Below are 25,747 nucleotides of genomic sequence, written 5' to 3' on the forward strand. Positions count from 1 at the left end.
CGAAGTCGCGATGGGCGTAGCGGTCCTCGAGGTGCGCGAACCCGGCGTCGAGATCGAGTGCAGGAGCCAGGGACTCGACGTAGGCCAGGTAGGAACGGCGAAGGGGCTCGACGTCGTGCTCGGCGAGGAGCTCGAAGACGTCAAGAGGCGCGGCACCCCCTTGGGCCGCCGACGAGCGCAACCGAGCGAGCGCCCGGTGCTGGGTGACGCGGACCGCTCCCGGCGTGGAACCGACCACCTCGGCCGTCTCCTCGATGGAGAACCCACCCAGGACGCGCATCACCAGGACCTCACGCTGCTTGTCCGGGAGCGCGCCGAGGAGGCGGATCATCTCGGCGCGGAGCGCGCGCTCGGGACCGTCGACGGCGCCGTCCCGTCCGGGGGCCCGCCCGCTGTACGCCTCCGACACCTTGCGGGACGCGACGCCGTAGACGAAGGCGAGCAACGGACGCCCCCTGGCGTGGTAGCCGGGCAGGGCCGCGAGCACCTCCATGCACACCTCCTGCACGATGTCGTCCACCGCGATGTCCGAGCGGTCGAGTCCGCGCAGACGCCCGCGGCAGTAGTTCGCCACCACGGGCCGGATGTGAGCGATCACGTCCGCGACCGCGTCGCGATCGCCCGAGCGGGCGCGGTCCACCAGCTCGTCGGGCAGTCCGTGGCCGACGCCGAGCTGATCGTCTGAGGCCGGGATGCGACGGGGCGAGGCACTCATCGGGCTCCGCCGCCGTTCTCGCCGAGCAGCCTGGCCAGGTCCAGCTTCGCGTACCGGTGCGTGGACCGGACAGTGGCCGGAGTCATCCCGAGCGCTTCCGCGATCTCGTCGTAGGAAGCCCCGTCGTAGACGCAGGCCATCACCTGACGCCGACGCAGCGGCAGGCGCTCGAGGAGCCGGACGACCTCGAAGTGCTCTTCGAGCTCGTCGAAGTCCGTGTCGGTCGACAGCAGAGGGTGGTCGGTCAGCCCGACGTCCGCGACCGGATCTTCCCGGTTGCGGGCAGCCTGGCGGCGGTAGGCGTGCATGCAGGTGGTGCGGCACCATGCCCGGGGGTGGGTGAGCGTCCCCCAGACCGGGGGAAGCGCCTTGAGCATCGTGTCCTGCACGCAGTCGGCGGCGACGGGGTAGGAGGCACCCAGCAACCGGAGGAACCCGATCAGTCCGGGAACGGCCTCGCGGTAGAACTTCGCGAACTCGGCGAGCTCCACCGGGTCCTGGGCGGCCCGGCTGCTGGTCATCGCCTGCTCATGAGCCGGCTGCACCGGAGCACACGCTTCGGGCTCATTCGACATCAGGCACTCCGGTGTCGTGCATCGGGGGCATCTGGGCGATCCTCTCGGTGGGCGTCGAACTCCTCGTCTCCTAGAGCCCCCCAGCCCTCAGTGGTGTGCATCGACGAACCGAAGTTCTTCCGCCGCAATCCTCGAGCTATGCCGAACGGCCGCCGAGCTCCAGCCGGTAGACCTGTCGAGGCCCACCTTCCGGGCCTGCACCCGCGGGTTCGGCAGCGACGAACCCGAGACGTTCGTAGAAGGCCCGGGCACCGCTGATCCACGCCGCGGGATGCTCCTCGGCGAAAGTGATCACCTCCACGGCGGCGCGCGGTTCGTGCACGAACCTGGAGATCGCGTCGACGATCAGAGCTCGGCCCACGCCCTGTAGGCGCCCGTGCTCGGCCACGACGAGCCAGTGCACGTGGAAGGTCGGGAACCTCCCGCCGAAGAGCAGACCACCCCTGAGACCGGCCTCCTGCTCGCCATCGACGACGAGTGCACTGCCCCTTCGGATGCTCCGCATCACTGCAGCCCGGAAGCCCTCGTTCTCCACCATCGGCCCGAACCAGTGCTCGACCTGCGCAGCCAACTGCAGGTATCCCGACAGATCCTCGTGGCGCGCGGGCCTGGTGATCACGGGTGCAGTGTCCCTCAGTTCCCGTCGAGGGTTCTGGCTCGGCACGGGCCTGCTCGCGCGGACGAATTCGGCGCCGATTAGATGACCCCGACCGTCTGCCGCTCCGGCTCGATCACGGCTACGACGCGCTCGTGATGTCGGGAATGGGGCCTGTGTGCTGCCGGGCGTTGATCCACCAGCGCACTGTCGCCGGGTGGCAGGAGGTCGAGTTCGGAAGGCTCACGGGTACGCGGAGCGCACGACGTGCGTGGAGGGTGACGGCCCGGCCGCCACCACCGCTCGCGCCATCTCCCGACGCGCCTGCTCCTCGGACTCGGCGAACCCGGACAGCTCGGTGACCGTGGACGGGCGCCACGCGTTCCACCACCACCGTTGCCGCCGCTCGACGTAGACCACGCAGGTGTCCCACAGGGAGTCGGCGGCTCCGCGGTCAGCGCTCTCCATGGACCGGGTGGCTCCGCGCTGCCGCGGCGCGCGCGATGTTCGCCATCGTGCACGGCCAGTGCACCAGTGGTCGGCACGCGGAGCAGCGCCCATCCCCGCGGGGGCGGTGCATGCTCAACATCCGCTCGACGGCCCCGGGCTGCGCGGCGAGGAAGCGTGCAGCGGCGTCGATGCAGCCGGCCACGCCGGACGACGGATCCGTGCCGTTGTGCATGTGATCTCCACCGATCTGTGTCAGTCAAAACGGGCTCAGGGCGATGCATCTGACGAGGCGCGACCGCGTCCCTGGGTCGTCCTGCCCCGCTCGTCCCACCGCCACGAGCATCTGACTCTCCGGCCTGTGGAGGGAGGGCACACCGGCGGGCAACTTGGGGCATTCTGTAGTCGTCATATCGCCGAGCGTGGCCGCTACGCTCGCGCTCGTGGGGGGTGCCGTGGAGCCGAACACCAGGCTGCGTGCGCTGCGCGAGTCCCGGCCATCGACCTCGATCCCGGGCGCGGCGATGAGCCGGGCAGAACTCGCCGAAGCGGTCAACGCGGAACTCTGGCAGAGCACGGGCCGCCGCTATGCGCTCGACGCCCACACCATCGCCCGGTACGAGCGCGGCGCAGTGCGGTGGCCGAACGCCGCGTACCGCTCGGCTCTGCGAAAGGTGCTCGGAGCGACGGACGGCGGGCTCGGGTTCCGCCCCACTCCCCGCGGCCCCGCGACGGGACACGACGAGCTCGGCGAGTTGGAGGTACACCTCCCCGCCCCCGCACGCGCCGGATGGCCGGAAGTCGAGCAGGTTCGAAACGCGACGACCGTGCTGGCGAGATCGGAGAACCTCTTCGGCGGCGGTGTCACGTGCCACGCAGCGGTCTCACAGCTGCGGGCGACGGCCGAACTGCTGTCCGTTCCCACGTCCAACGCGGTGCGCAGCGCCATGGCGGAGGCGGTCGGGAACATGGCCGGCGTGGTCGCGTTCACCGCGTTCGACGTCGGCGATCACAAGGCGGCGAAGAAGTGCTTCCAGTTCGCCTTGCGATGCGCGAACGACGCTGGGTCTTGGCCGCTCCGCTCCAACGTCCTCGCGGAGATGGCGCGAACCGCGGCTCACGGGCGACGGTTCGACGACGCGCTCTCGCTGGTCGAGCTGGCGCAGGTCCGCTCGGATCGGCTCACCGCCACCGCGCAGGCGATGACGGGCATGCTGCGCGCCCGGGCGCTCGCGCACCTCGGCCGCCAAGCGGAGGCAGCGGACGAGATCACTCGCGCTGACGACTGGATGACCCGCTCCGATCCGGCCGTCGATCCACCATGGCTGTGCTACTACGACAAGGCAGAGCACCAAGGGAGCACAGGTTGCGTCCTCGCGGTACTCGCCGAGGCCCTACGTGATCCCCTGCCCGCGGCCGCGCGCCTGGCCGAAGCTGTCAAGTCCGCGGGAGACGCATACCCGCGATCACGCACCTTCTCGAGGACCCGGCTGGCGACGCTGCTCATGAAGCTCGGTGACCCTGTCGAGGCGTCGACCATCGGTCGAGTCGCAGTCAGGGAGGCAGCACAATTCCGTTCAGAGCGGATAAGGCACGAGCTGTCCGCGCTCGCCGCGGCGTCCCGAACTCGGCCAACCGGCTCGACCGTCGAGTTGCGACAGATGATCGAAGCGTTGCCTCGCCGCTCCTGAGAGGATCGGAGGGTGCCGATCCCCACCGAGACACTCGAAGAGATTGTGACCGAGGCGGCAGGCCTCGCCGGGATCGACGGCAGCGAGCCGCGCCTCCTTCGAAACGGCAGCAACGCGATGTTCCGCCTCCCCGGAGCCGTCATCGCACGGGTCGCACCCGCCGGCCGCGCGACGATCGCCGAACGCGAGGTCCGCGTCGCCCGCTGGCTCGCTGCCGAAGGCCTCGCGGTCACAACACCTTTGCCGGGCGTGCCCCAGCCGACGCTGGTCGGGGAACGTCCCGTCACCTGGTGGGCGGCCCTCCCTCCGCACCGGCCGGGCACACCCCGCGAGCTCGGCGCCGTTCTGCATGACGTCCACGCCCTTCCGCCGCCGTCGTTCGCGCTTCCCCGTCACGACCCGTTCCACGGGATCTCGACGCGCATCCACGAGACCCGAGCGCTGTCCGACGACGAACGCGGATGGCTCTCCCGCCACCTCGCTCGACTCCGCGAGGAGTTCGCGCAACAGGCACCGTTCCGTCCACCCCGGCTCCTGCACGGCGACGCGTGGCAAGGCAACCTCGCCGTCGTCGACGACAGCCCGCCCATCCTGCTCGACTTCGAGAACGTCTCTCTCGGCGACGCAGCCTGGGATCTCGTTCAGATCGCCGTCGACCACACGGACTTCGCGCGAATCAGCCACGACGAGTACGCCGACTTCGTCGGTTCCTACGGGGACGACGTCTTCGCCTGGCCCGCCTACCCGCTCGCAGCCGCGGTCCAGGAACTGCGTTGGGTTGCCTTCGCACTCAGCAAGGCCGATGAGCCACTGGCCATCCCCGAGATACGGCACCGCGTAGCCTGCATCCGCGGCGCTGTCCCGAAACCCTGGACGTGGACCGCGTTCTGAAGGTGCGCTTGCTCGTCATGGTATGGACTGCCGGCTTCGACATCGAAGGTCGCCAACTTGCGACCTCCAGACCAGAGGATCAATGGATAGAACCGCAGCGGTGCCCTCCTGCTGCCAGCTTTGTCAGTCGAAGCCGTCGATGTTAGCAATTCAAATGGAAGAGCCATTCTCTCGGATCAGATCTCGTCCCCAGGAGCGGGATATCATCCTCGTTGCTTTAAGAGCCCACAGGCGACCGTGGTGTGTGCATCGGCGAGCCGAGATTCTCCGCGAAGTCTCCGGCGGGTCGATCACGTGCGCGAGCCGCGCTCGCTCCTTGTGATGCGTCCGCCGCGACGAATACAGTCGCCCCCGGGGAGCCAGCGAGCCCATGACAGCGGTTCGGTGGTGGACCGGTCTCCAACGCACGGTTTCCGCTGCCGCGTGTCTCGCGTAGCCGCCGCGGAGGAAGACTGAAACGTAAGCAAAGCCACCTTGATGTCGTCTCCTGCAGCGAAGGTGGCTTTACCGACGCTCGGGACGGCGCCGAGGCGGCCGAGTCGGGGCCGTGATCACCGGATGGGTGCACCGGCGGCAACATCCCGCCGCATCTACACCAGAATGGTGATCACCGCGATCGTGGCGACGATGTGCGGCTTACCGCACTCGTCGAAGCCCACTATTGCCGCGGTGGCACTACAGTCGCAGCTACCCGCGCGACGACCTGATCACTACGCTCCCGCTGGGCATCGTCACGGCCTCCATCCTGCCGCTCACCGCGGCGACGGCATGCGCCGAGCGAGGGCCGGAGGCCGAGAGCTTCCAGATCGACGGGCTCGCCCCGTCCCCCAGCCGTCCGTGGTGTGCATTCGCAACTCGAGCCCGCGCATTTTTGCGGCGGTGGGCGATATCACGTACGAGAGGCACGCTGCTCTGAGCTATCGCGTAACGATCGCCGCGGCGGCCAGCGGCGGAACCGCCGCCGCTCGGGCGCCGAGCACAAACCCACGGCCTGCATAACCGCAGCCGTCGTCCACGCAAGTAGCGACACGGTCGCGACCGAAATCGGCGAGATGTTGATTCCGACCACTGGCAACCCAGCAAACCCGGACACCATCACGGCCAGGGCAGCCACATTCGCAATGATCAACCATCGTGTCGCCCCTCGAACCAACAACAGTGCACCAGCTATAGCCGACCCACAAAACATGAATACCGTCATAGCCACCGTCGCCGTCAGCACCGCAGGGAACTTGTACTCGGGCCACACAGTAGAGCCATGCCTGACAAGCAGCATGGATAAAACCCCAAGAACGGCGGAGGCCACGAGGATGACACCGCAACCGAGGACCCGCACCCGGCCACGATCACCCCGGTTCTCTGCGGCCTGCAGGAGCGAAAGCGCCGGGAACACAACGTAGGTGACACCAAGCATCGGGCGGTACACGGCTTGGTACATCCCAGCCTCGGCGAGGCCGAGGGTTGAGGCGATCAAGTAGGTATCTGCCCAGCTCAACAGGAAGGCGCACAACGAGACGACGACTCCCGGGGCCCACCACGAACAGTTCGCCCACAGTGAACGCCAACCCGCTTGCGGGCGCACCCATCGCACACGGGTGACAGCCATCGCCGACACGAGACCGGCAACGACGACGCCCAGCCCGGAACCAGTCAGCGTCCCCGCCAACTGCCCCATCTTTGGTGAGTTCTGCCAGGAGAACGCCAGGCGCATTGCACGTGATCCTGCGCCCGCGTGGATCGCCTCGTTCGCTGCCATCTTACCGTTCATCAATAGCGCGCCAGCTATAGCCGCCACGGCGAGCGCGCCGACCACGTCCGCTCTAGAGCCCGTGAGAACCCCGATCAGCACGATAGCCACCGCCAGTACTAAGCCGACCGTATAGGCGATCGCCAGACCACTGCTGCGCAGATCCTGCCGCGCCGCGCCGGGCAGATCAGCTCGCATCGCAGCGTTGCCGTGTCCAACATCCCCGAACTGCAGCATCGCCTGAGTCACCGAGAAGGCGAGCAGTGCGATGCTGAACTGCACGGGATCGAGCAGCTGCGGCATCATCAGAAGCTGTGCGACCGCCAAGGCAGCCCCGGCCAAGGTGAATAGCAGATACCACGGAGAGCCGCGAAGCGATGCGCGCACGTCGGCCCACGCCCCACTTGTCACGCGTAACCCCTGGTCCGCGCGGATGCGTCGCGCTGCCCGACCAACAGCAGCCCCATGAGGAAGGCCAGGCAGTAGAACGACGACTTACTCGCGAAACCGCTCACTGTTATCGTGCTGGCGGTCAGCACGATAACCAGCGCCAGGAGCATGCTGGCTCGAGCACGGACAGGCTCGGGTTCGCTGCGCACCCAGCACCGCATCGCCGTCCAGGCGGCCACGACGAGCAGCAACACGTACAGGCTGAGACCCAGCACTCCAGACTTTGTTAGGTAGTAAAGGTAGCCGTTGTGCAGAATCGGCGCCTCCCGCCTCGTGAACGTCGCAGTCGACGACGCGGTGTCAGCGACCAGATACACCGAACTTCCCCACCCGGCACCGATGATCTTCTCGACCACGCCTGCATCCCGGAACTGCGCCAGCGCGCGGCTTGATTCGTAGGCCCGGTAGTTCTGAGTGACCTGATTGCGCGAGGCCGCGACCAGATCGGAGTCCAGTTCGGACCAGCTATTTTCTATCTTGAGCACGTAGTTCGCCACGGCGGGCTCGATGTGCGTGCGCAGCGGGACTGCCACCGCAATCGTAATCAGAAGTGCGACGGTCAGACCGACACCGAGTCCCGAGCGCACCCCCCCTCCCCGATGTGACCTTGTCCGGAACAGCATCCTTTCCGTCGCCGCAACAAGCACGAAGATGGCTGAGTCGAGGACCAGCCCGCGAGACAGGCTTGTGATGATCGACAGGACGATGACTGCATTCGCCCCGACAACTAGCCAGTGCGGGACGCGGGCGACAACGCGGTATCCCAGTCGGGCCAGGAGGTATGCCGAAGCCAACGCGAGTACCTCCAGCACGGCACCGCGACCCGCCGCATCGCGCAGCTCCTCGGCGGTGCCGAAGGCGAAGCCACCGGCCCCGACCCGGATCAGGTGCACGACGGCGAGACACAGGCCGCCCGCGTAAAGCGTCCGCAGGCCCGCGACCAAAAGCCGTTCGGTTGATCCGAGCACCTGACCCAGGATCATGAACGCAGCGGTGGCCCCTAGGATCATCAGGTCGCGCACGTAGTCCCGCATCGTGAACAAGTCGGGCTGGCCCCACAGCGGCAGCGTCCCGGCGACTGCGAGTACCGGGAAGACTAGCGCTATGCCCGGCCGACATCGCCAGACGAGCGTCCGGGCCGTCACCACGGCGGCGACCAGCGCGGCCACACTGATCAACATGCTGATCTCTGGCGGCGCCAACTCGGCCGCGACGACACCAGCGAACACGAGCACGCAGAGGGCCGTCGGCCGACGGTCGGTATCGGTACCGGCCCCAGCGCTAGGCACCCGCGTCGTTGGCAGCACGTCGGTAGACCTCGAGGTACTGATCAGCAATCGCCTCAACCGAGAAGCCACGTGCACGACGCTGCGCCTCGGTGCCGAGATGCATGCGCAGCGCCTCGTCGCCGGCGAGCCGGGACAGCGTGGCTGCGAGATCCGTGGCGCTGCCGGGCGCAACCAGCAACCCGGTCTCCTCGTGGTGCACGATCTCCCGTAGGCCGCCGTGCTCCGCCGCCACCACAGGTACCCCGTAGTGCGCGGCCTCCACAGCGACGCGTCCGAACGGCTCAGGGCGGGTGCTGGGGACCACCACGATGTCAGCCGCTGCGTACACCGGGCCCGGCTCGGGCAAGAATCCGACGAACTGCACCCGCGCCGCAAACGACGCAGACTCCATTCGATCCCGTAGCGCGTCGACGCGCCATTCCTGTCCAGGCGGCGCGCTGCCAGCGATTAGCAGTCGGAGATGTGGCCACCGCGCTGCCAGTTTTTCGAAGGCCGACAACAGGACGTCGTGACCTTTCCATTCATTGATGCGCCCCAGGATCGCGACGACGACGTCGTCGGGGCCGAGCCCGAGCTGGGTCCGTGCCTCACAGCGCCGCGCGAGCTCGTTAGGAACGGACACCTGGTTGGCTACTACGGTACTTTTCATCGCGAGCGTCGGCGCAACTGTCAGCCAGAACTCGGCGGTGGCGCGGCTGTTGTAGGTCACTGCCTTGCTGCCGAAGCGCAGCGCCGACCCGATGGCTTTCCTCACCGCTGCCGGACGCTCGATAATCTCACGCACAGTCCAGACGTGCGGTGCTCGGAGCAGTCCGGCGAGCACTGGCCCTCCGAGCACACCGGTGGTGTTCGAGTGCACCACGTCCGCTCGACCCAGCCGGGCAGCCAGCCGGAAGGTGTCGACAAGGCGGCCCAGCAGCTTGACCGAAGACCGCACCTGCCGAAGGGTCGATCGGTCCAACTTGGCCGCAGCCGGTGCAACGATGGTACGCACCCCACTGCCCCTCAGGAGCGGGACCAACGGGCCGTCCGACGGAACCACGACGGCAACTGCCAGTCCGCGGCGTACATACTCCGCACAGAGTTCTGCCAAGCTCCGATCGGAACCGTAGAGCTCTGCGGAGCTGTGCACAAACAACACACGCTGCACCATCCTGCCCGCCCTAGGACACACTGCGGTCCGCGGAGACTGTCCGGTGCACTTGTCTGGTTCGCACAGCGCTCTTCAGCGCCAGCAGGCGAGGGTATACGATTCGCTGACGACGATTTCCATGGTCAGCCACGAAGCGAAGCTGCCCGTCAATGACGAGCTGCCGACGGGCATCACTGTAACCGCCGTCGTGAACGTATCGCACAAGTGGCGAGAGCACCGCCCGTAACCCCGCCCGAGCGAGTCTATACATCAGATCCCGCTCCTCGCCGTACATAAAATAGCGCTCGTCGAAGCCGCCCATCCGCAGATAGTCGGCACGGCGCAATACTGCGAGCGAGAACTCGAAGTAGTCGACGCTGATCAGCGGTTCGCCGTTCGTTAACGCATGCATCGCGCGCCGGTCGTGGGAGCGACGCCTCCACACGACGTTGTCCAGTCGGGGGTAGCGGTATGCGTTCGGCCGCGTCTGACCGGCCGAGTCAGTCATCGTTCCACCGACGGCCCCCACCCATGTCACCGAATCCAGTATCCGCTGGGCGTCTGCGAGACTGCTCTCCAGCACGACGTCCTGATTGAGTAGAACGATGTGCTCCGCAGTGGCGGCATCCACCCCTCGGTTACACGCCGTGCCGAACCCGAGATTCGATCCGTTCCGAATCAAGCGCACCCCGTGCTGCTCGACTCGAGGCACCGTGTCGTCGGTGCTGGCATTGTCAACTACAATTATCTCGACATCCGGAAGATGCCGTTCGACGCTGTCCAGGCATCGTCCTATCAGGCAGCCCGCCTGATAGGTCGGAATAACCACACACAACGAACTAGACATGAGACCACCGAACTCTCCGACAGTTGGCTTGCACATCGTCAAGTGCTAGCCGGTAGCTCTCCATAACAGAATTCCAGCCATACGTCCGGGCCGCCCGATCCCGAGCCAGCCGTGCCAATTTCTCCTGCTGCTCGGAATTGTCCATCAGCTGGAAGATGCGGGACGTGATCCCGGCGGCGACCGGCTCGACATATAGGCCGCACTCGTCCAGGACCTCACGGTTATACACGGTCTCGCGCGCCACGGTGGGTGCACCACAATGCATCGCCTGCACCAGCGCGGGATTCGTCCCACCCACGCTGTGGCCGTGAAAATACGCCCCCGCGTTGTTCCACAGGGCAAATAGCAGATTGTCGTCGCTCACGTGTCCCAGCCAGCGAATGTCTTGCTGTTCACTGGTCAGATCAGTCAGCTCCTGCTCGAAGGCGCCGCCGTACCCAGAGGAACCAACCACGACGACGGGCCAGCGGCGCGAAATCTCCCGGGCCGCCTCAAGAAACGCGCCAACGCTGTTCTCCGGCACCAGTCTCGCGACCATCAGCACGTAGCCACGCCGCGCAAGGCCTAGAGGCGGCGTGACATCGTCGAGTTGCTCGCCGCCGTACGGAATGAAGTACCCACTGCGGCCGAAGTCGCGGCTCCACTGCTGCGCAATCGCTGCTGAGTCGAGGATCAGCGCGTCGGCGGCGGCAGCAGTGCACCGTGCGCCCGCCCGAAAGAGCGCCCGAGCGGCCCGACCCCACTTGTCACGCTCCCACTCGATCCCATCGACGTTCACGAGCGTTGGCACACCCCGCAGCTTGAGCATCGGCAGGTAGAAGCCGTTGGCGACATTGAGCACGAGCGCGACGTCAGGCTTCCTACGAGCTGCGTCGACCGATGCCGAGAGCCCATAAGTCAACGTGCTGAGTGACTTGGAATCCATACCCCAGGTCACTGTTGTCTTGACACCAGGATGCGCCTCATCGCGGCGATCGCCGGCGAGCTGCTCACGCCCATACACCGTCACCCGCCAGCCGTGTTCGGCCAGGTACGGCGCAAGCTTGCGGACGAGCGTCTCGAAACCACCGTAGTAACTAGGGTAACCACGGCTTCCAATGATGGTGACGCTTGGACTGATCTGTTCGGACATGTCAGTCCGTCCTCGACGAGGCGGCGGCCACGGGCGGCGTGAGAGCGTGCGCTGTACGCGGCCGACCGAGGCACACATGCCGAATTGCGGCCCGCGCAAGCACCGCCTCGTCGAGCAAGTTCCGAGTATCGATCACCAATGGTTCGCATGCGTCGCGGGCGACCCGCCGCCAGTCGAGCAGCCGAAATTCCGACCACTCGGTGAGCACGACAATTGCATTAGCACCGGCTGCCGCGGAGTACGGGTCATCGAGAACGGTGAGCAACCAGGCCTCACTAATCGCGGCCGCCGTGCGGACCCCGGGATCGTAGGCAGCCAACTCCGCCCCGGCCTGCTTCAACAACGCCGCCACCGCCAGCGCCGGCGAGTCCCGCAGATCATCCGTGCCAGCCTTGAACGTCAGCCCGAACAGCGCGATCTTCTTCTTCGCCAGCGACCCGTTCCGCTTCCCCGTCACCGCCAGCCGGATCTTGTCCACCATCCGCTGGAACTGCCGGGTGTTCGTGTCGATCGTCGCCCTCAGCAGCCGGAATTCGAAGTCCGCCGCGTCCGCCACCTGCAGCAACGCGTGGGTGTCCTTCGGCAGGCACGAGCCGCCCCACCCCGGACCCGGCGACAGGAAGGCCTGGCCGATGCGCTTGTCATAACCCATGCCCTCGGTCACGTCCGCCACGTCGGCGTCCAGCCGCTCGCACAGCTCCGCGATCGCGTTGACGTACGACAGCTTCATCGCCAGGAAGCAGTTGGCGGCGTACTTGATCATCTCGGCGCTCGCCGCGTCCGTGAGGACCATCGGGGCGCCCAGGCGGGCGTAGAGGGCTGCCACGCGTTCTGCGGCGTCCTGGGAGGTGGATCCGACGACGATGCGGTCGGGGTGCAGGAAGTCGTGCACGGCCGAGCCCTCGCGGAGGAACTCCGGGTTGCTCACCACGGCCACGTCCTCGCGTTCCAACAGCTCCGCCGTGCGGGCGGCCGTGCCGACCGGCACGGTCGACTTGTTCACCACCACGCAGCCCGGCGGGAGCTGCGCCCGCGTCTCCTCCACCACGGCCTCGACGGCGGTCAGGTCGGCGATGCCGCCCACTCCCATCGGGGTCGGGACGCAGAGGAACATGACCTCGACGGGGTTGCCGTCCGCCTCCAGTTCCTTCAGGGCGGTGCCTGCGCCGACGACGAACGAGAGCCGGCCGGCGGCCACGCCCTCGCTCACCAGCTCGGCCAGGCCGTCCTCGCGGATGCCGATCTCGCCGGCGCGCAGGCGATCGACCTTGTCCTCGTCGACGTCCGCGCAGACCACGCGGTGACCGAGCGACGCGAGGCAGGCGCCGGTCGTCAGGCCGACGTATCCGGTTCCCACCACTGCGATGCGACGTGCGAACACTGGGATGCAGCCTCCTCGGCTACTCGTGGACGGCGCCCTCCCGAGGGGGCCCGCTGCGTTCGTGGGGCCGGGCTAGCGGCCGCGGGCTGTGGGGCTGGGACGCGTGAACGTCCCGTTCGTGCCCGGATGGGGCGAGCGGTGGTGGGTGTTGCGGCGCGGCAGCGGTGGGTGAGCGCTGTCGGCGTCGTAGGGCTCCTCGAACTCCGGCGGCGCGTGGTGGCCGTTCGTCCCGGACGGCTCGCGGCGGCTGTTCGGGGGCGCAGCGCGGCGGCCACCACGGTTCTCGGGCGCCACCGGAACGGCACGCCGCCCGTTCGGCTCCGCCTGCTCCTGGTGCCCGTTGGGCGAGGCCACCACGCGGAGCCCGCTCGTCGACGCGGGCTCGCGATGCCCGTTCGAGGACGTCGGGCCGTGGTGTCCGTTCGTCGGCGCCGCCTCACGGTGCCCGTTCACCGGCGCCGGCTCTCGGTGCCCGTTCACCGGCGCCGGCTCTCGGTGCCCGTTCACCGGTACCGGCTCTCGGTGCCCGTTCGTCGCGACCGGCTCGCGATGCCCGTTCGTCACTGCCGGTTCGCGGTGCCCGTTGAGCGGTGCGACCGGGCGGGGCCCGGTGCTCGCGACGGGTGCACGCCGGGCGTTGGTCGGCTCCGGGGCGCGGCGCGGGGTGTCCGCGACCGGTGTCGGCGGGGCCGCCGGAGTGATCGGCTGGGCGGAGCGGTAGTAGGAGTTGTACTGCGCGTACGCGCGGGGGCCGGAGTTCGGCACCATCGTGAACACGGTGCCCAGCAGCGGCGCGGAGACGGCCTCCAAAGCCTGGACGGCGGTCTCCACCTGGAAGCGGGTGGTCTGCTTGAAGCGGCAGGCGAGGATCGCGCCGTCGGTCGCGGGAGCGACGGCGGCGGCGTCGGTGACGGGCAGCAGCGGCGGCGTGTCGATCAGGATCACGTCGTAGTGCTCCCGCAGCTCTCGCAGCATCTCCTCCATGTGCCGGGAGGCGAGCAGCTCGCTGGGGTTGGGCGGCAGCGGCCCGCTGGCGAGCACGTCGAACATGCCCCCGCCCCACGGCTGGATCACCTGTTCCGCGGCCGCACGGCCGGACAGCACGCTCGTGAGGCCTGCCGTGCGCTCGAGGCCCAGCAGGTCGGCGGCCTTCGGGCGGCGGAGGTCGGCTTCGATCAGCAGGATCCGGCTGCCGGCCGACGCCAGCGCGATAGCCAGGTTGACGATCGTGGTGGTCTTGCCCTCGCTCGGCATCGCGCTGGTGACCACGAGGACCTTGTTCGGGTTGTCGACATCGACGAACTGCAGGTTCGTCCGCAGCTGCCGGAACGCCTCCGCCCGCGGCGACTGCGGGTCCTCGTGCACCGTGAGCGGGCGCTTGGGCACCTGCGCGTCGTGCGCGATCGTGCCCAGGTTCGGCGCGCCGGCGGCGTCGCGCAGCATCTCCGGCGACTTCACCGACGTGTCCAGGGCGTTGCGGGCCAGCGCCCCGCCGACCCCGACGGCCAGGCCCGCGAGCAGGCCGAGTGCGAGCGTCACCGGCAGGCCGGTGGACGACGGCGTGCTCGGCGGCGCCGCCGGCTGCACCACCCGGACGGCGACGGCCTGCGGCGCGGCCGGGTCGACCGGGCGCTCCAGCTCGTCGACCAGGCCGGTGAAGACCTCGCCGACGGTGTTGGCCAGCTCGGCGGCGCGGGCCGGGTCGGCGTCGACGACGGCGACGTCGATCAGCACGGAGTCCAGCGCGCTCGTGGCCGTGATCTGCTTCGACAGCGCCTCGGGCGACTCGGTGAGCTGCAGCTGCTGGGCCACCTCCTCGCTCACGCGCAGGCTGGTGACCAGCTCGACGTAGGACGTGACGCGCTGCTGCGACAGCTGCGCGCCCTGGTACGCGGCGCTGGCCGAGTCGCCGCCCTGCGACGACACGTACATCGTGAGGCGCGCGGTGTACTCGGGCGGGCGCACGAAGAACGCGGCGGCGGCGCCGGCGAGGCCGAGCACCACGGCGAGCAGCACGACGAGCCACTGCTCGCGGAGCACCCGCAAGTAGTCCTGGATCGTCACGGAGGGGTTTCTCCCAGGGTGTCGGTGGGGTTGCGCCGGGTGTATGCCGCCAGTGCGTCGGTCTGCACCGCGTTCCACAGCTCGCTCGAGCGGGCGTCGTCGAGGTACACGACCGACTGGTCGCCTTCCCGGCCCAGGCCGCGCACGGGTGCTCCGACGAACGTCAGCCCCGACGGCCGCAGGCCGCGCACCTCGAAGCCGAGCTCGCGGATCCCGCCGTTGCTGAGGGTGTCGTCGACGCTCACCGAGCGGCTCACGGCGTCGAGCAGCCGGTAGAGCGGCACCGGGTCGGTGAGCATCCCCGCGGACGCCGCCTTGTCCAGCAGCGCGCGCAGGGCGTTCTGCTGACGTGCGGCGCGGTCGATGTCGCCGCGGGGCAGGCCGTGGCGCTGCCGGACGTAGGCCAGCGCCGCGGCGCCGTCGAGCTCGTTGACGCCCTGGTGGAAGCGCACACCCTCGTTCTCGGTGGCCTCCGCGACGCGCACCCGGATGCCGCCGACGGCGTCGACCATGGCGCGGAAGCCGGCGAAGTCGATGACCGCGAGGTGGTCGACGCGGATGCCGGTCAGCTGCTCGACGGTGCGGACGAGCAGCGACGGGCCGCCGAACGCGTACGCCGCATTGATCTTGTTCTCGCCGTGCCCGGGGATGTCGACCCAGCTGTCGCGCGGGATGGACACCACCGACGCGCCCGTGCGCGCCGGGTCGACGCGGGCGAGCATCAGCACGTCGCTGCGCTCGGACCCGCCGTCGGCGGTCGCGCCGGCACCGGTCGTGGGCGCGTCGGCGCGCGAGTCGCTGCCGACGAGCAGGAACGTGAGCGCGGGGCTGTCGGCGGGGCGGGCCGCGGCGTCGAGGTCGCCGAAGACGTCCGGGACGCGCGCGACGTTGTTGCCCAGCGACTCCGTGGCGACGAACAGCGCAGTCGCGGTTGCGCCGATCAGCAGCAGCGCGACGACGAGCACTCCGGCGAGGACCCGGCGGCCCCTGCGGCGCCGCGCCACCACAGCGGGCAGGCCGCGCGGTTCGGTGGCGTCGTCGAGGACGAGCAGGTCAGAGCCGTGCGGCTCGGCCTGCGGGCCCTGCTGGCGTGCGTACATCGGCGTGCTTGTCCGTCCTGGGACGCGGGGAGCTGTCGACGACCCTTCGCACGGACGGGCGGCGTGTTAGCGGTGGTCGGGGCGTTCTCCTCAATGCTGATGAGAGCTCAACCGGAGCCGTAACGATCTCCGAGGAGGCCACGAGGACCGGGCATCCACCGTCCGTGCTGACCCGACCGCGCGCTGCTCCCCCCACCCCGCACCCGCGCCCCGAGGTCACTCGCGCCCCCCGAGGAGATCGCTCCCGTGACAACGTCCGGAGCGCGGCACGCTGCTGCGCATCCTCCGGTGCCGCTCCCCCGGCCGCCGGAGCACGACACCGGGCCCGTCACCGTTCCCGCGCCCCGCCGGGCGCCCGAGCAGTGGCAGGGCCGCTACGCCGCCGCGGTCTCCACCACCGACGTCGCGCTGCTCGTGCTCTGCCTCGGCACCGGCGCGCTGCTGGGGATCACCACGCTCGAGGGCCCCGGCGAGCGGGCGCACCTCGTGGCGGGCGTGGTCGCGGCCGCGCTGCTGGTCATCGGGCTCGCCGCCACGCGGGCGTGGGAGCCGCGCGTGCTCGGCAACGGCTCCGCCGAGCTGCGACGGGTGCTGCGCGCCGTCACGGGCAGCGCGGGCGCGCTCGGCCTCGCCGGGCTCGCGCTGCAGGTCGACTCGGTCCGCCCGTGGGTCTTCCTCGTGCTCCCCCTCTACGGCGTGCTCGCGCTGTCGGCCCGGTACTGCTGGCGCCGCTGGCTGCACCACCAGCGCCACCACGACCGGTGCGTGCTGCCCGTGCTCGTGGTGGGCAGCGACGACGCCGTGGCCGACCTGATCCACCGGACGCGGCGCGACCGGCACTTCGGCTGGTCCGTCGAGGGCGTCTGCACGCCCACCGGCGCCGGGCCGGGCGGGGCCGCGCACGTCGAGGGCGTCCCGGTGGTCGGCGACCTCTCGTCCGTCAACGGCGCGGTGCGCGCGTCGGGCTACCGGGTCGTCGCGGTCGCGCCGTCCCCGGGCTGGGGACCGCGCCGGCTGCACGAGCTCGCCTGGCAGCTCGAGGGCACGCAGACCGAGCTCGTGGTCAACCCGGGGCTGATGGAGATCGCCGGGCCGCGCATGCACATCACACCCGTGGACGGCATGCCCCTCGTGCGGCTCACCCAGCCGAACTTCTCCGGCGGGCACCGCATCCTCAAGAACGCGGTCGACCGGCTCGGGGCGGCGGTCGCGATCGTGCTCGTCGCGCCGTTGCTGCTGGCCATCGCCCTCGCCGTGCGCAGCGACGGCGGGCCCGCGTTCTTCCTGCAGGAGCGCGTCGGGGTGGGCGGCAGCCGGTTCCGCATGGTCAAGTTCCGGTCGATGCGCGTGGACGCCGACCGCGAGGTCGCCCGCCTCGCCGCCGCCAACGAGGGCGCCGGGCCGCTGTTCAAGATGCGCCAGGACCCGCGCGTCACGCGCGTGGGCGCCGTCCTGCGGCGCTACTCCCTCGACGAGCTCCCGCAGCTGTTCAACGTGCTCACCGGCGCGATGTCGCTCGTCGGCCCGCGCCCGCCGCTGCCCCGCGAGGTGGAGGCCTACGGCGACGACGCGCGCCGCCGCCTGCTCGTCCGGCCCGGGATGACCGGGCTCTGGCAGGTCAGCGGCCGCAGCGAGCTGTCCTGGGAGGAGACGGTGCGGCTCGACCTGCGCTACGTCGAGAACTGGTCGATCACGCTCGACTTCATGATCCTCTGGAAGACGGTCAACGCTGTGACGCGGGGGCGGGGCGCTTACTAGGAACGTCGACCGGGGGCTTACGGCGGCGGGTCCGCGGCCGCCGACGCACCCCTTCTGCGCCGACGCACCCCGTCGACGGGTGGCGTCGGCTGAATCGGGGTGCGTAGGGGGACACGGGGGGGTGTCAGCACCGCCCCCGCTCCTCCCGGGGGAGCGGGCCTTGATCAGCGGAGTAGGGACATGAGCCGCACCCATGCAGCGCATGTCCCGTTTCCGCCGATCACGAGCGCCTGGACGGCTTCGAACATGTCCGATGATCACCGGGACGGGGTGGATCGGGACCACAGCCAGGTGCGCACCTACCCAGCAGCGACGGGCTCGTCCCCAACAGGCCTGGGTCAGGTCGGGGACGGCCGCCCGGCCGGCCCCGATAGTCGGCAGTTGCACCAACCCGACCACCTCGCCGACGGGCGGGGCAAGGGGTAGGCGCTGACCGCACCGAGGACCGTGCCGGGGCGGGCGGCAGTGGCCTCGAGCCGGGAACGGCCCGCCCACAGGAGATCCCACGACCATGTCGACATGGGTCTGCGACCGCGGGCGAAGACCCATGACGTCGACCGGTCGTGCACCGGCGCGTTCCGCGGAACGCGCGACCGGCCATGATCAGCAGGAGTGGTGGGAGAGCGACAGATCTGTCGCCCTGGTGAGCGACAGATCTGTCGCCCTGGCGCCACTCCTGGCGATCACCCCGGCCGAGAAGGGTGCGGCCGAGAAGCCCTGACCTGCGACTCGCACCGCCCGCCGCCGCAGGATCGAGGTCCGTGGACGTACGTGGTCACGCACCGGCCCGTGCCAGACCCGGCGGCGCGATCATGTCGACGATCCGCGTGACGGCCTCCCGGATCAGCACGGCCGCCTCGTGGTGGGCCTGCGGCGGCCCGCCCATCGGGTCGGGGATCCGGTCGGCCTCGGGCAGGCTCGGCGGCGACACCCCCCGGCGCGTGCGCACCTGCTCCACCAGGGCGTGAGCGCGGCTCACCGGCTCGGTGGGCAGCTGCGCCGGATCGACCTCGCCGGCCAGGCGCGCGAACTCCCGCAGGCTGAAGCTCGTGGCCAGCGCGGCCGGCTGCCGGTCCACCACCACCGCGCGGTGCCGGGTGTTCGCCCCCAGCACGAGGTGGGCGTCCTCGATCATGTCCGGCTGCAGCCCGCGCGCCACGAAGCGGTCCGCCGCCGCGCGGTGCAGGCCCCACGGCGCCAGCTCCTCGCGCGTCGACGCGTGCATCCCCGAGCCCACGACGGCCTGCACGCCCGCGCTGGCCACGTCGAACGCCGCCGCGCCGCGGCCGCCGAGCCGCCCCACGAGCAGGTGGCGCGTCAGGATCTCGGCGAACGGGGACCGGCAGATGTTGCCCGTGCAGACGTAGAGCAGCCGGAACTGCGTCTCCTCCCGCCGGTGCCGCGCCATCGGGCCATCATCTCCCGGGCACCAGGTCCTCGACGCCGGTCCGGGTCCTGCGGGCGTGGCGACGGGTGTCGCGGTAGAGCTCCACGGCCCGCTGCTGCGAGTTGACCTCGAGCTTGGTGAGGATCGACCGGATGTGGCTGCGCACGGTGCTCATCGCCACCCGCGCCTCCGCGCTGATCTCGGCCGCCTTCTGGCCGCGCTCCATGCGCTGCAGCACCTCGAACTCGCGGTCGGTGAGCAGGTCCAGCCGGCGGCGGCCGGCGTCGACGTCCAGCAGCACCCGGTGGTGCACGGCCATCCAGGCCGCCCGCTGGTCCTCGGTCATCCCGGGGCGGCCCTCGCGCAGCTCGGCGACCTCGTGCACGAGGGCGTCGAGCGGGGCGCGGCGCGACAGCTGCGCGTGCGCGCCCGCGGCCACCGCCGCCGCCGTCCGCTCCGGCTCGCTCGCACGGCCCAGCACCAGCACCGACCAGCCCGCGACGACCGCGTACGACACGCGTTCGGCGGGGTCGGGCACGTCGAGGTTGACGACGGCGACCCCACCCCGGGCAGGCGGTGCCGGCAGTGGCCCCGCACCCGTCCACGCGTGCACCGCGAACCCGCGGGCGCTCAGTGCCGTGCCGACGGACGTGGTCACGAGGTCGTTCGGACCGACGACGAGCACGGGGACATCGGTCGGCATCGACGCGGTTCCCCCAGAAACGTTCGAAGACTGCAGAGACGGCTACGGGCTCGGTCGTCGCCTCCGTGGCGTTACCTCGCGGCTACCGTGGCGGGATGGTGGAGGAACCGGGCGGGGTGGTGTCCGGGCGCCGCCGTCGCGCGTTCCTGGTGGCGGTGTGGGTCACGGCCACGCTCCTCGGGCTCGCGGTCGCCGCCACCACCCGCATCGGTCCGGTCCTGCTCGCGCTCACCCGCAACCACGGCGTGCACCTCGGCGACCTGGTCGCATTCGCCGCGATCTACGGAGGAGCGCTGGTGGTCACACTGCGGAGCCGATGACCGGATACGTGTCGTCGATCACTCCCAGCATGCTGTGGCGGGGTGTCAGCGAGCAGCCGCTCAGCGTGGCCGAGGCCGGAGAACCGCAGGTCAGAGGGGATGCTCCTAGGCTCCCGTCCGCATCTCGCCACGGCTCCCGGCTCCCCGGGGCGCGGGGTAACGGCGCCCGGGCGCGTACCGAAAGGCCAGGTGGAGCTCCCCAGCACCCGGTTCGCGTGATCGCGGCCGTCCCCCGACGTCGAGGGGTTGAGAGCACGTTGCGCAGCACGATCAGCATCCGCTGCGGCCAGGATCCGGCCGGCCGCGCGCTGGCCGTCGACCTGGTGGCACTCGCGGCCATGGGCGCAGGCGCCTGGCTGCTCGGCGTCCTGATCCACGGGCGGCACGCCGTGGCGCACGAGGCGGTCGCGGTGCTCGCGTTCGCGGCCGGCGTCGCCGCGGCGATCCTGCTCGCCGCCGTCGCGGGGCTGTCGGGCAGCGCCCGCACCGGACGCATCGCGACCGCCGTCGCCCTCTACTCCGGCGTCGCGCTGCTGGTGCGCGCCGCCGGGCTCGAGGACCCGATGAACGTCTGGGTGCTGGCGAGCTGCACCGCCGTGCTCGGCGCGCTCGGCATGCTGGCACTCGCGGTGCGCGGGCCGGTCACCGGCAGGGCGGGACGGCGCGCCGCCCTCACCGTCGGCATCCTCACCGTCGTCGCCGTCGCCGCGATCGGCGCCGTCGCGGTGGCCCAGCCGGGCTGGATGCCGCCCGCGTGGGCCGTCGGCGGGCTCGACGTCGTCGCGTGGTCGGGGGCAGGGGCGGCCGGCATCGTCGCGCTGGTCGGGGGCACCCGGTCGCGGCGGGCGCTGGTGCGCCGCACCGGGATCGCGTTCACCACCCTCTCGGCCGCCCACGCCGTGCGCATCGTCTCCGGTGGAGCGCCCGGCGGGGACCGCGACGCCCTCGGCGCCGCGCTCGAGCTGGCCGCCGTCGGGATGCTGCTGGTGGCGGCCGTGGCGTTCTTCGTCGCCGTCCTGCGCGGGCTGCGCGAGACGGAGGTGCCCGCGCCGCGCGCCGTCCGGACGCCGGCGCCGCGGACCGGCGCCGACGACCTCCCCGACGGCCGGCGCGACGCCGCCGCGCCCAGCCCCGCGGGCGGTCTCACCATCGGCCCGGTCACCGACGGCATCCGGATCCTCACCGCCGCCCGCCCGCCGCAGGCCGGCCAGCCCCACGACCCGGCAGCCGGGGTCGGCCGCGTCGCGGGCGGGCACCGGCAGTGGGCCCGCGGCAGCGGCCAGCGCCGCGCCCGTCCCGGCCGCGGCCGGCCGCCCGGGCGCGACTGAGGGGTGTCAGCCGGCGCGCTCGCCGTCGACGAACACCTCGTCGAGCGCGAAGGTCTCGATGTCGAGCACGAACCCGCGCACCCGGGTGTCGGGGTGCAGGAACGGGTCGCGGCGCAGCCGGGCGATGCCGCGGCGGACGCTCTCGGCCGGGTCGGGGAACGCCTGGGGGCGCCACGACGGCTCGATGCCGGTGTCCGCGGCCAGCTCCTCGCAGAACTCCGCGTCGGTGAACGTGGTGAGCCCGCACTTGCTGTGCTGGACGAGGAGCACGTCCCGGGTGGCCAGCTTGCGCTGGCTGATCACGATGGAGCGGACCACGTCGTCGGTCACCACGCCACCCGCGTTGCGCAGCACGTGCGCCTCACCGACGTTCGCGCCGAACAGGGTGAGGACGTCGATCCGCGCGTCCATGCACGTCACCACGGCCGTGTGCAGCGACGGGACCGCCGCGAGCCCCGCCGCGCCCGCCGCCGCGCGCCGTCCTCCTCCGACCTGGTGCCGTCTCAGCAAATCCTCGGAAGCCACCCCGACAACTAACCACGACGGACGCGGGCGCGGCGGGAATGCGGGCGAATTCACGCGGCCGCGGTCAGGCCGCGCTGGTGGCCCCCAGCCACGGCTCCCAGGACGGCAGCGGCTCCACCGCCAGGACGAGGATGCCGCCCGCCGCGCGGTCCGGTGCGCGGGGCACGACCGCGAGCGTCCAGCCGAGCTCCTCGATCATGCGGTCGGCCTTGCGGGAGTTGCAGGTGCGGCAGGCCGCCACGCAGTTGTCCCACGCGTGCGCGCCGCCGCGGCTGCGGGGTACCACGTGGTCGATGGTGTCGGCGCGCTTGCCGCAGTAGGCGCAGCGGCGCCCGTCGCGACGGAGCACGCCCGCCCGCGTCATCGGCACCGTGCGGCGGTAGGGCACCCGGACGTAGCGGGAGAGGCGCATCACCGAGGGCGCGGGGAGGGTGAGGCTCTCCGAGTGGAAGGCCGCGCCGTCGAGGCCGGCCTCGACGCACTCGGCCTTGCCGGTGAGCATCAGGACGATGGCGCGCTTCGCGGTGACGACCGCGAGCGGCTCGAAGGTGGCGTTGAGAAGCAGGACCCGGGACCCCTTCGGGATCACGCTCGGGTGCGGCGCGATCCCCGGTGCCTCCCCTGGATCGGGGTGGGCACCGTTGGGGCCTGGTTGTCGGTGCTTCACGCGACCACCTCCCTGCGCTGATTCGACCATAGCGGGGGTGGGTTACGCACGTGTGATAAGGGGGCGACGCGCCGGTGGCGCAACCCCCCTCAGGTGAGCAGGGCCTTCGCGATGCCGTTCTTCTGGATCTCCGAGGAGCCGGTGAGGATGCGGAACATCCGGAGCCGGCGGAACATCCACTCGATCTCCGAGCCCCGCACCATCCCCGCCTTGCCGTGGATCTGCATCGCGCTGTCGGCGATCGCGAAGGCGTTCTCGGCCACGAAGAGCTTGCACATGAACGCCTCGGTGCGCGGGCTCTCGCCGCGGTCGAGCGCGGCCAGCGCGTCGTAGGTCATGGACCGCGCGGCGTAGAGCGCGGTGGCCATGTCGGCGATCTTGTGCTGGATCGACTGCAGGTCGGCGAGGGTGCCGCCGAAGATCGCCCGCTGCTTCGCGTACTCGATCGTGAGGGCGAGGACCCGGCGGGCGTGCCCGATGATCGTCGGGCAGTGCAGCAGCCGGTTGCTCGTCACCCGGCCGAGTCCGATCTTCAAGCCGTCCCCGACGCCGCCGAGGAGCTGGTCGGGACCGACGTAGCAGTCCTGCAGCAGGATGTCGGACTCGATGTGCTGACCCGAGAGCGGCACCTCCCCGTCGAGGACGGTGCACCCCGGCGAGTCGAGGTCGACGAGGAACGCGGAGTAGACCTCCCCGGGCCCCGCCATCCGCGCCACGAGCACGGAGAAGTCCGCGAACGGCCCGGCCGAGCTGAAGACCTTGCGCCCGGTCAGCCGCCAACCCGCGCCGTCCGGGGTCGCGGTGGTGCGCATCGCGCGGACGTCGGACCCCGCATCGGTCTCGGTGAGCGAGAAGCAGCAGGCCCGGTCACCGTCGACGACGGGCAGCAGGTACCGCTCGAGCTGGACGGGGGTGGCGTGTCCGAAGATCGCGCCGGCCCGCAGCGGACCGCCCATGTCGCCGAGCACGCTGTGGTAGAGCGCTCGCCCGGAGGCACCGACCTCCTCCTTGAGAGCGGCGAGCTCGGAGTGGGTGAGGCCGCGGCCGCCGTACTCCGGCGGCAGGTGGATCCCGTAGAAGCCCAGCTCGCGGCTGCGCTTCCACACCGGTTGCAGGACCGAGCGGTCGTACCGCGACTCGGGTCCGAGGCCGTGTGCCCGCTCGTAGTCGGCCAGCTCCCCGCCGAGGTAGCGGCGCAGCTCGTCGACGACGGGCCGGACGCCCGGGAGCTCGTCGTAGGAGGGCGTGAGGTCGAAGGACATCCGTTGCTCCCGGCGCTTCAGTTCACGGCCCGGTCGGAGCCGGCCCAGTACGGGGCCCGCACCGCGCGGCGGTCGATCTTGCCGTTGCGGTTGACCGGGAGGGCATCGACGAGGTCGACCGACTGCGGCTTCTTGAGGCGGTCCAGCCGGTCGGCGCAGAAGGCGATCAGCTCGGCGGGGTCGAGCCCGGCGCCGGACCGCGGCACGACGACGGCCTTCACCGCCTCGCCCCACTTCTCGTCGGGCACCCCGACCACACAGGCCTCGACGACGGCGGGGTGCTCGTAGAGCGCCGCCTCGACCTCGCTGCAGTAGATGTTGAAGCCGCCCGAGATGATCATGTCTTTCTTGCGGTCGACGATGAACACGTAGCCGTCTTCCCGCAGGTAGGCGACGTCGCCGGTCAGCACCCAGCCGTCCCGGAAGGTCTCCGCGGACAGCTCGGGCTCGTGCCAGTACTCGGTGACGCAGTCCGGCCCGCGGACGACCAGCTCGCCGGTGACCCCGGTCGGCACCGGGCGCAGCTGCTCGTCCACCACCCGTATCTCGGTGTCGAACTGCGCGCGGCCGCACGACAGCAGCAGCTCCGGGTCGCTCTCGATCCCGCGCACCACATCGGCGCGGGTCAGCGTGGTCACCCCGCTGGTGGTCTCGGCCTGCCCGTAGCCCTGCATCACGACCGGTCCGAACAGCGCGACCGCATCCCGCAGCCGTTGCGGGGACACCGGTGCGCCGCCGACCCGCACGACCTTCAACGACGAGACGTCCGCGGTGTCGCGACCGGGGTGGGCGAGCACCATGTTGAGCATCGTCGGCACCAGGAAGGTCGACGTGACGCGCTCCTGGGCGATCAGGTCGAGGAAGGCCTGCGGGGTGAACGCCGGCAGCACGACGATCGTGGCACCCCGGCTCATCAGGGCGAGCAGGCCCATCCCGGAGGCGTGGGTGATCGGGCCGGCGACGAGGTAGGTCTCGTCGGGCGATGCCGCGGCGTCGGGGTCCATCAGGCGTTTGCGCATGTTGGCCAGGCGGTTGCCGGTGGTCTGCACCGCGGCCTTGAGACGACCCGTCGAGCCGGACGTGAAGTGCAGGACGCTCGGTGCGTCCAGCCCGACGTCGACGGCGACCGGAGCCTCGTCGCCCGCGGCGAGCAGGTCGTCGTAGGAGTCCGCGTCGGCGACACCGGCGTCGAACACCACCACCGGGATCTCGCGGCCGGCCGCGCGGGCCGCACGGCGCCCGGTGTCGGCGTGCGCCGCGTCGGTGAGCAGCAGCCGGACGTCCGCGTCGGCCAGGATGTGCCGCACCTCCTCGAACCCGAGCCGGTGGTTGATCGGCACCCGGAGGAGCCCCCCCTTGTAGAGCGCGACCTCGACCTCGACCAGCTCGGCGCGGTTGGCGGCGAACGTCGCGACGGCGCCGCCGACGGCGATACCCCGCCCGGCCAGCGCGGAAGCGAGCCGGTTCGACCGCGCGTCGAGCTCGGCATAGGTCCATCGCCGCCCATCGCAGACCAACGCGTCGTTGCTCGGCCAGTAGGTCGCCGCGCGTGCGATGAAGCGGCCGAGGTTCAGCATCGAATCACACACCGGGACTCTTTTCAGTCGTGCCGATCACTACTGGACACGCTGTCTACCAGGCCGCTCGAGGGCGCGCAACCCTTTCCTGTATAGGTCGACCGACTGTTGACAGTCCGTCTACTTACGGACAGCATGTCGCAGGACCCGGGCTGCCAGTCAGA

Annotated in this window: 22 protein-coding genes and 1 pseudogene; 5 read left to right on the top strand and 18 right to left on the bottom strand. The window is 70.6% G+C overall.

Annotated features, from left to right (window positions below):
- Positions 1-163: 163 nt before the first annotated feature.
- The 4 genes and pseudogenes from FB558_RS07685 to FB558_RS07700 form a co-directional block, all read right to left on the bottom strand.
- Positions 164-715 (bottom strand): annotated as a pseudogene (locus tag FB558_RS07685) (sigma-70 family RNA polymerase sigma factor); the annotation flags it as partial.
- Positions 712-1,236, bottom strand: a complete 525-nt coding sequence (locus FB558_RS07690; protein ID WP_170231224.1) for an RNA polymerase sigma factor — start codon at positions 1,234-1,236, stop codon at positions 712-714. The gene FB558_RS07690 and the pseudogene FB558_RS07685, both read right to left, overlap by 4 nt.
- A gap of 190 nt (positions 1,237-1,426) precedes the next feature.
- Entirely contained in the window at positions 1,427-1,909 is a 483-nt protein-coding gene (locus FB558_RS07695; protein WP_142049592.1) for a GNAT family N-acetyltransferase, read from the bottom strand.
- Between the two features lie 219 nt (positions 1,910-2,128).
- Positions 2,129-2,353, bottom strand: a complete 225-nt coding sequence (locus FB558_RS07700; protein WP_142049595.1) for a hypothetical protein — start codon at positions 2,351-2,353, stop codon at positions 2,129-2,131.
- A gap of 422 nt (positions 2,354-2,775) precedes the next feature.
- Here FB558_RS07700 and FB558_RS07705 point away from each other — a divergent pair, with 422 nt between their 5' ends.
- Entirely contained in the window at positions 2,776-4,023 is a 1,248-nt protein-coding gene (locus FB558_RS07705) for an NsdA family TPR-like regulatory protein (protein WP_142049599.1), read from the top strand.
- Positions 4,024-4,035: 12 nt separating this feature from the next.
- Positions 4,036-4,914, top strand: a complete 879-nt coding sequence (locus tag FB558_RS07710; RefSeq protein ID WP_246106301.1) for a phosphotransferase family protein — start codon at positions 4,036-4,038, stop codon at positions 4,912-4,914.
- Between the two features lie 889 nt (positions 4,915-5,803).
- Here FB558_RS07710 and FB558_RS07715 read toward each other — a convergent pair.
- The 8 genes from FB558_RS07715 to FB558_RS07750 form a co-directional block, all read right to left on the bottom strand.
- A complete protein-coding gene (locus tag FB558_RS07715) occupies positions 5,804-6,964 on the bottom strand; it encodes an MATE family efflux transporter (RefSeq protein ID WP_170231226.1) in 1,161 nt (386 codons plus the stop codon).
- 104 nt (positions 6,965-7,068) lie between these two features.
- The gene (locus FB558_RS07720) at positions 7,069-8,346 is read right to left on the bottom strand and encodes a hypothetical protein (RefSeq protein ID WP_142049605.1); all 1,278 of its coding nucleotides are present in this window, start codon (positions 8,344-8,346) and stop codon (positions 7,069-7,071) included.
- 46 nt (positions 8,347-8,392) lie between these two features.
- Positions 8,393-9,553, bottom strand: coding sequence for a glycosyltransferase family 4 protein (locus FB558_RS07725; RefSeq protein ID WP_142049608.1), 1,161 nt, complete (start codon positions 9,551-9,553; stop codon positions 8,393-8,395).
- A 10-nt stretch (positions 9,554-9,563) separates the two neighbouring features.
- The gene (locus FB558_RS07730; RefSeq protein ID WP_170231227.1) at positions 9,564-10,361 is read right to left on the bottom strand and encodes a glycosyltransferase family 2 protein; all 798 of its coding nucleotides are present in this window, start codon (positions 10,359-10,361) and stop codon (positions 9,564-9,566) included.
- Positions 10,362-10,371: 10 nt separating this feature from the next.
- Complete coding sequence (locus FB558_RS07735) at positions 10,372-11,511, bottom strand: DUF1972 domain-containing protein (protein WP_211366184.1); 1,140 nt, start codon at positions 11,509-11,511, stop codon at positions 10,372-10,374.
- A 1-nt stretch (position 11,512) separates the two neighbouring features.
- Positions 11,513-12,892, bottom strand: coding sequence for a UDP-glucose dehydrogenase family protein (locus tag FB558_RS07740; protein ID WP_142049614.1), 1,380 nt, complete (start codon positions 12,890-12,892; stop codon positions 11,513-11,515).
- Positions 12,893-12,964: 72 nt separating this feature from the next.
- A complete protein-coding gene (locus tag FB558_RS07745) occupies positions 12,965-14,956 on the bottom strand; it encodes a tyrosine-protein kinase domain-containing protein (protein ID WP_170231228.1) in 1,992 nt (663 codons plus the stop codon).
- On the bottom strand, positions 14,953-16,056 hold the full coding sequence (locus FB558_RS07750; protein WP_142049621.1) for an LCP family protein: 1,104 nt from the start codon (positions 16,054-16,056) through the stop codon (positions 14,953-14,955). The genes FB558_RS07745 and FB558_RS07750 overlap by 4 nt, the downstream gene beginning before the upstream one ends.
- Positions 16,057-16,344: 288 nt before the next feature.
- On the opposite strand from FB558_RS07750, the gene FB558_RS07755 reads away from it, so the two are divergent.
- A complete protein-coding gene (locus FB558_RS07755) occupies positions 16,345-17,814 on the top strand; it encodes a sugar transferase (RefSeq protein WP_142049624.1) in 1,470 nt (489 codons plus the stop codon).
- 775 nt (positions 17,815-18,589) lie between these two features.
- On the opposite strand, the gene FB558_RS07760 is transcribed toward FB558_RS07755, so the two are convergent.
- Both FB558_RS07760 and FB558_RS07765 read right to left on the bottom strand, forming a co-directional pair.
- Positions 18,590-19,222 (bottom strand): arsenate reductase/protein-tyrosine-phosphatase family protein, encoded by a 633-nt coding sequence (locus FB558_RS07760; protein WP_142049627.1) that lies wholly within the window; start codon positions 19,220-19,222, stop codon positions 18,590-18,592.
- Positions 19,223-19,229: 7 nt separating this feature from the next.
- Entirely contained in the window at positions 19,230-19,904 is a 675-nt protein-coding gene (locus FB558_RS07765; protein WP_142049630.1) for a helix-turn-helix transcriptional regulator, read from the bottom strand.
- Positions 19,905-19,999: 95 nt separating this feature from the next.
- On the opposite strand from FB558_RS07765, the gene FB558_RS07770 reads away from it, so the two are divergent.
- Together FB558_RS07770 and FB558_RS07775 are read left to right on the top strand one after the other, a co-directional pair.
- Entirely contained in the window at positions 20,000-20,224 is a 225-nt protein-coding gene (locus FB558_RS07770) for a hypothetical protein (RefSeq protein ID WP_142049633.1), read from the top strand.
- Positions 20,225-20,481: 257 nt separating this feature from the next.
- Positions 20,482-21,552, top strand: coding sequence for a hypothetical protein (locus FB558_RS07775; protein WP_142049639.1), 1,071 nt, complete (start codon positions 20,482-20,484; stop codon positions 21,550-21,552).
- A 6-nt stretch (positions 21,553-21,558) separates the two neighbouring features.
- Here FB558_RS07775 and FB558_RS07780 read toward each other — a convergent pair whose 3' ends face one another.
- From FB558_RS07780 to FB558_RS07795, 4 genes are all read right to left on the bottom strand, one after another.
- A complete protein-coding gene (locus FB558_RS07780; RefSeq protein WP_425467976.1) occupies positions 21,559-22,131 on the bottom strand; it encodes a beta-class carbonic anhydrase in 573 nt (190 codons plus the stop codon).
- A gap of 10 nt (positions 22,132-22,141) precedes the next feature.
- Positions 22,142-22,744: an HNH endonuclease gene (locus tag FB558_RS07785; RefSeq protein ID WP_246106303.1), complete on the bottom strand. Its 603-nt coding sequence runs from the start codon at positions 22,742-22,744 to the stop codon at positions 22,142-22,144.
- 89 nt (positions 22,745-22,833) lie between these two features.
- The gene (locus FB558_RS07790; protein WP_142049654.1) at positions 22,834-24,006 is read right to left on the bottom strand and encodes an acyl-CoA dehydrogenase family protein; all 1,173 of its coding nucleotides are present in this window, start codon (positions 24,004-24,006) and stop codon (positions 22,834-22,836) included.
- Positions 24,007-24,023: 17 nt separating this feature from the next.
- A complete protein-coding gene (locus FB558_RS07795) occupies positions 24,024-25,595 on the bottom strand; it encodes an acyl-CoA synthetase (RefSeq protein WP_246106304.1) in 1,572 nt (523 codons plus the stop codon).
- Positions 25,596-25,747 lie beyond the last annotated feature (152 nt).

Origin of the sequence: Pseudonocardia kunmingensis (assembly GCF_006716445.1) — a bacterium.
Taxonomy (GTDB): domain Bacteria; phylum Actinomycetota; class Actinomycetes; order Mycobacteriales; family Pseudonocardiaceae; genus Pseudonocardia; species Pseudonocardia kunmingensis.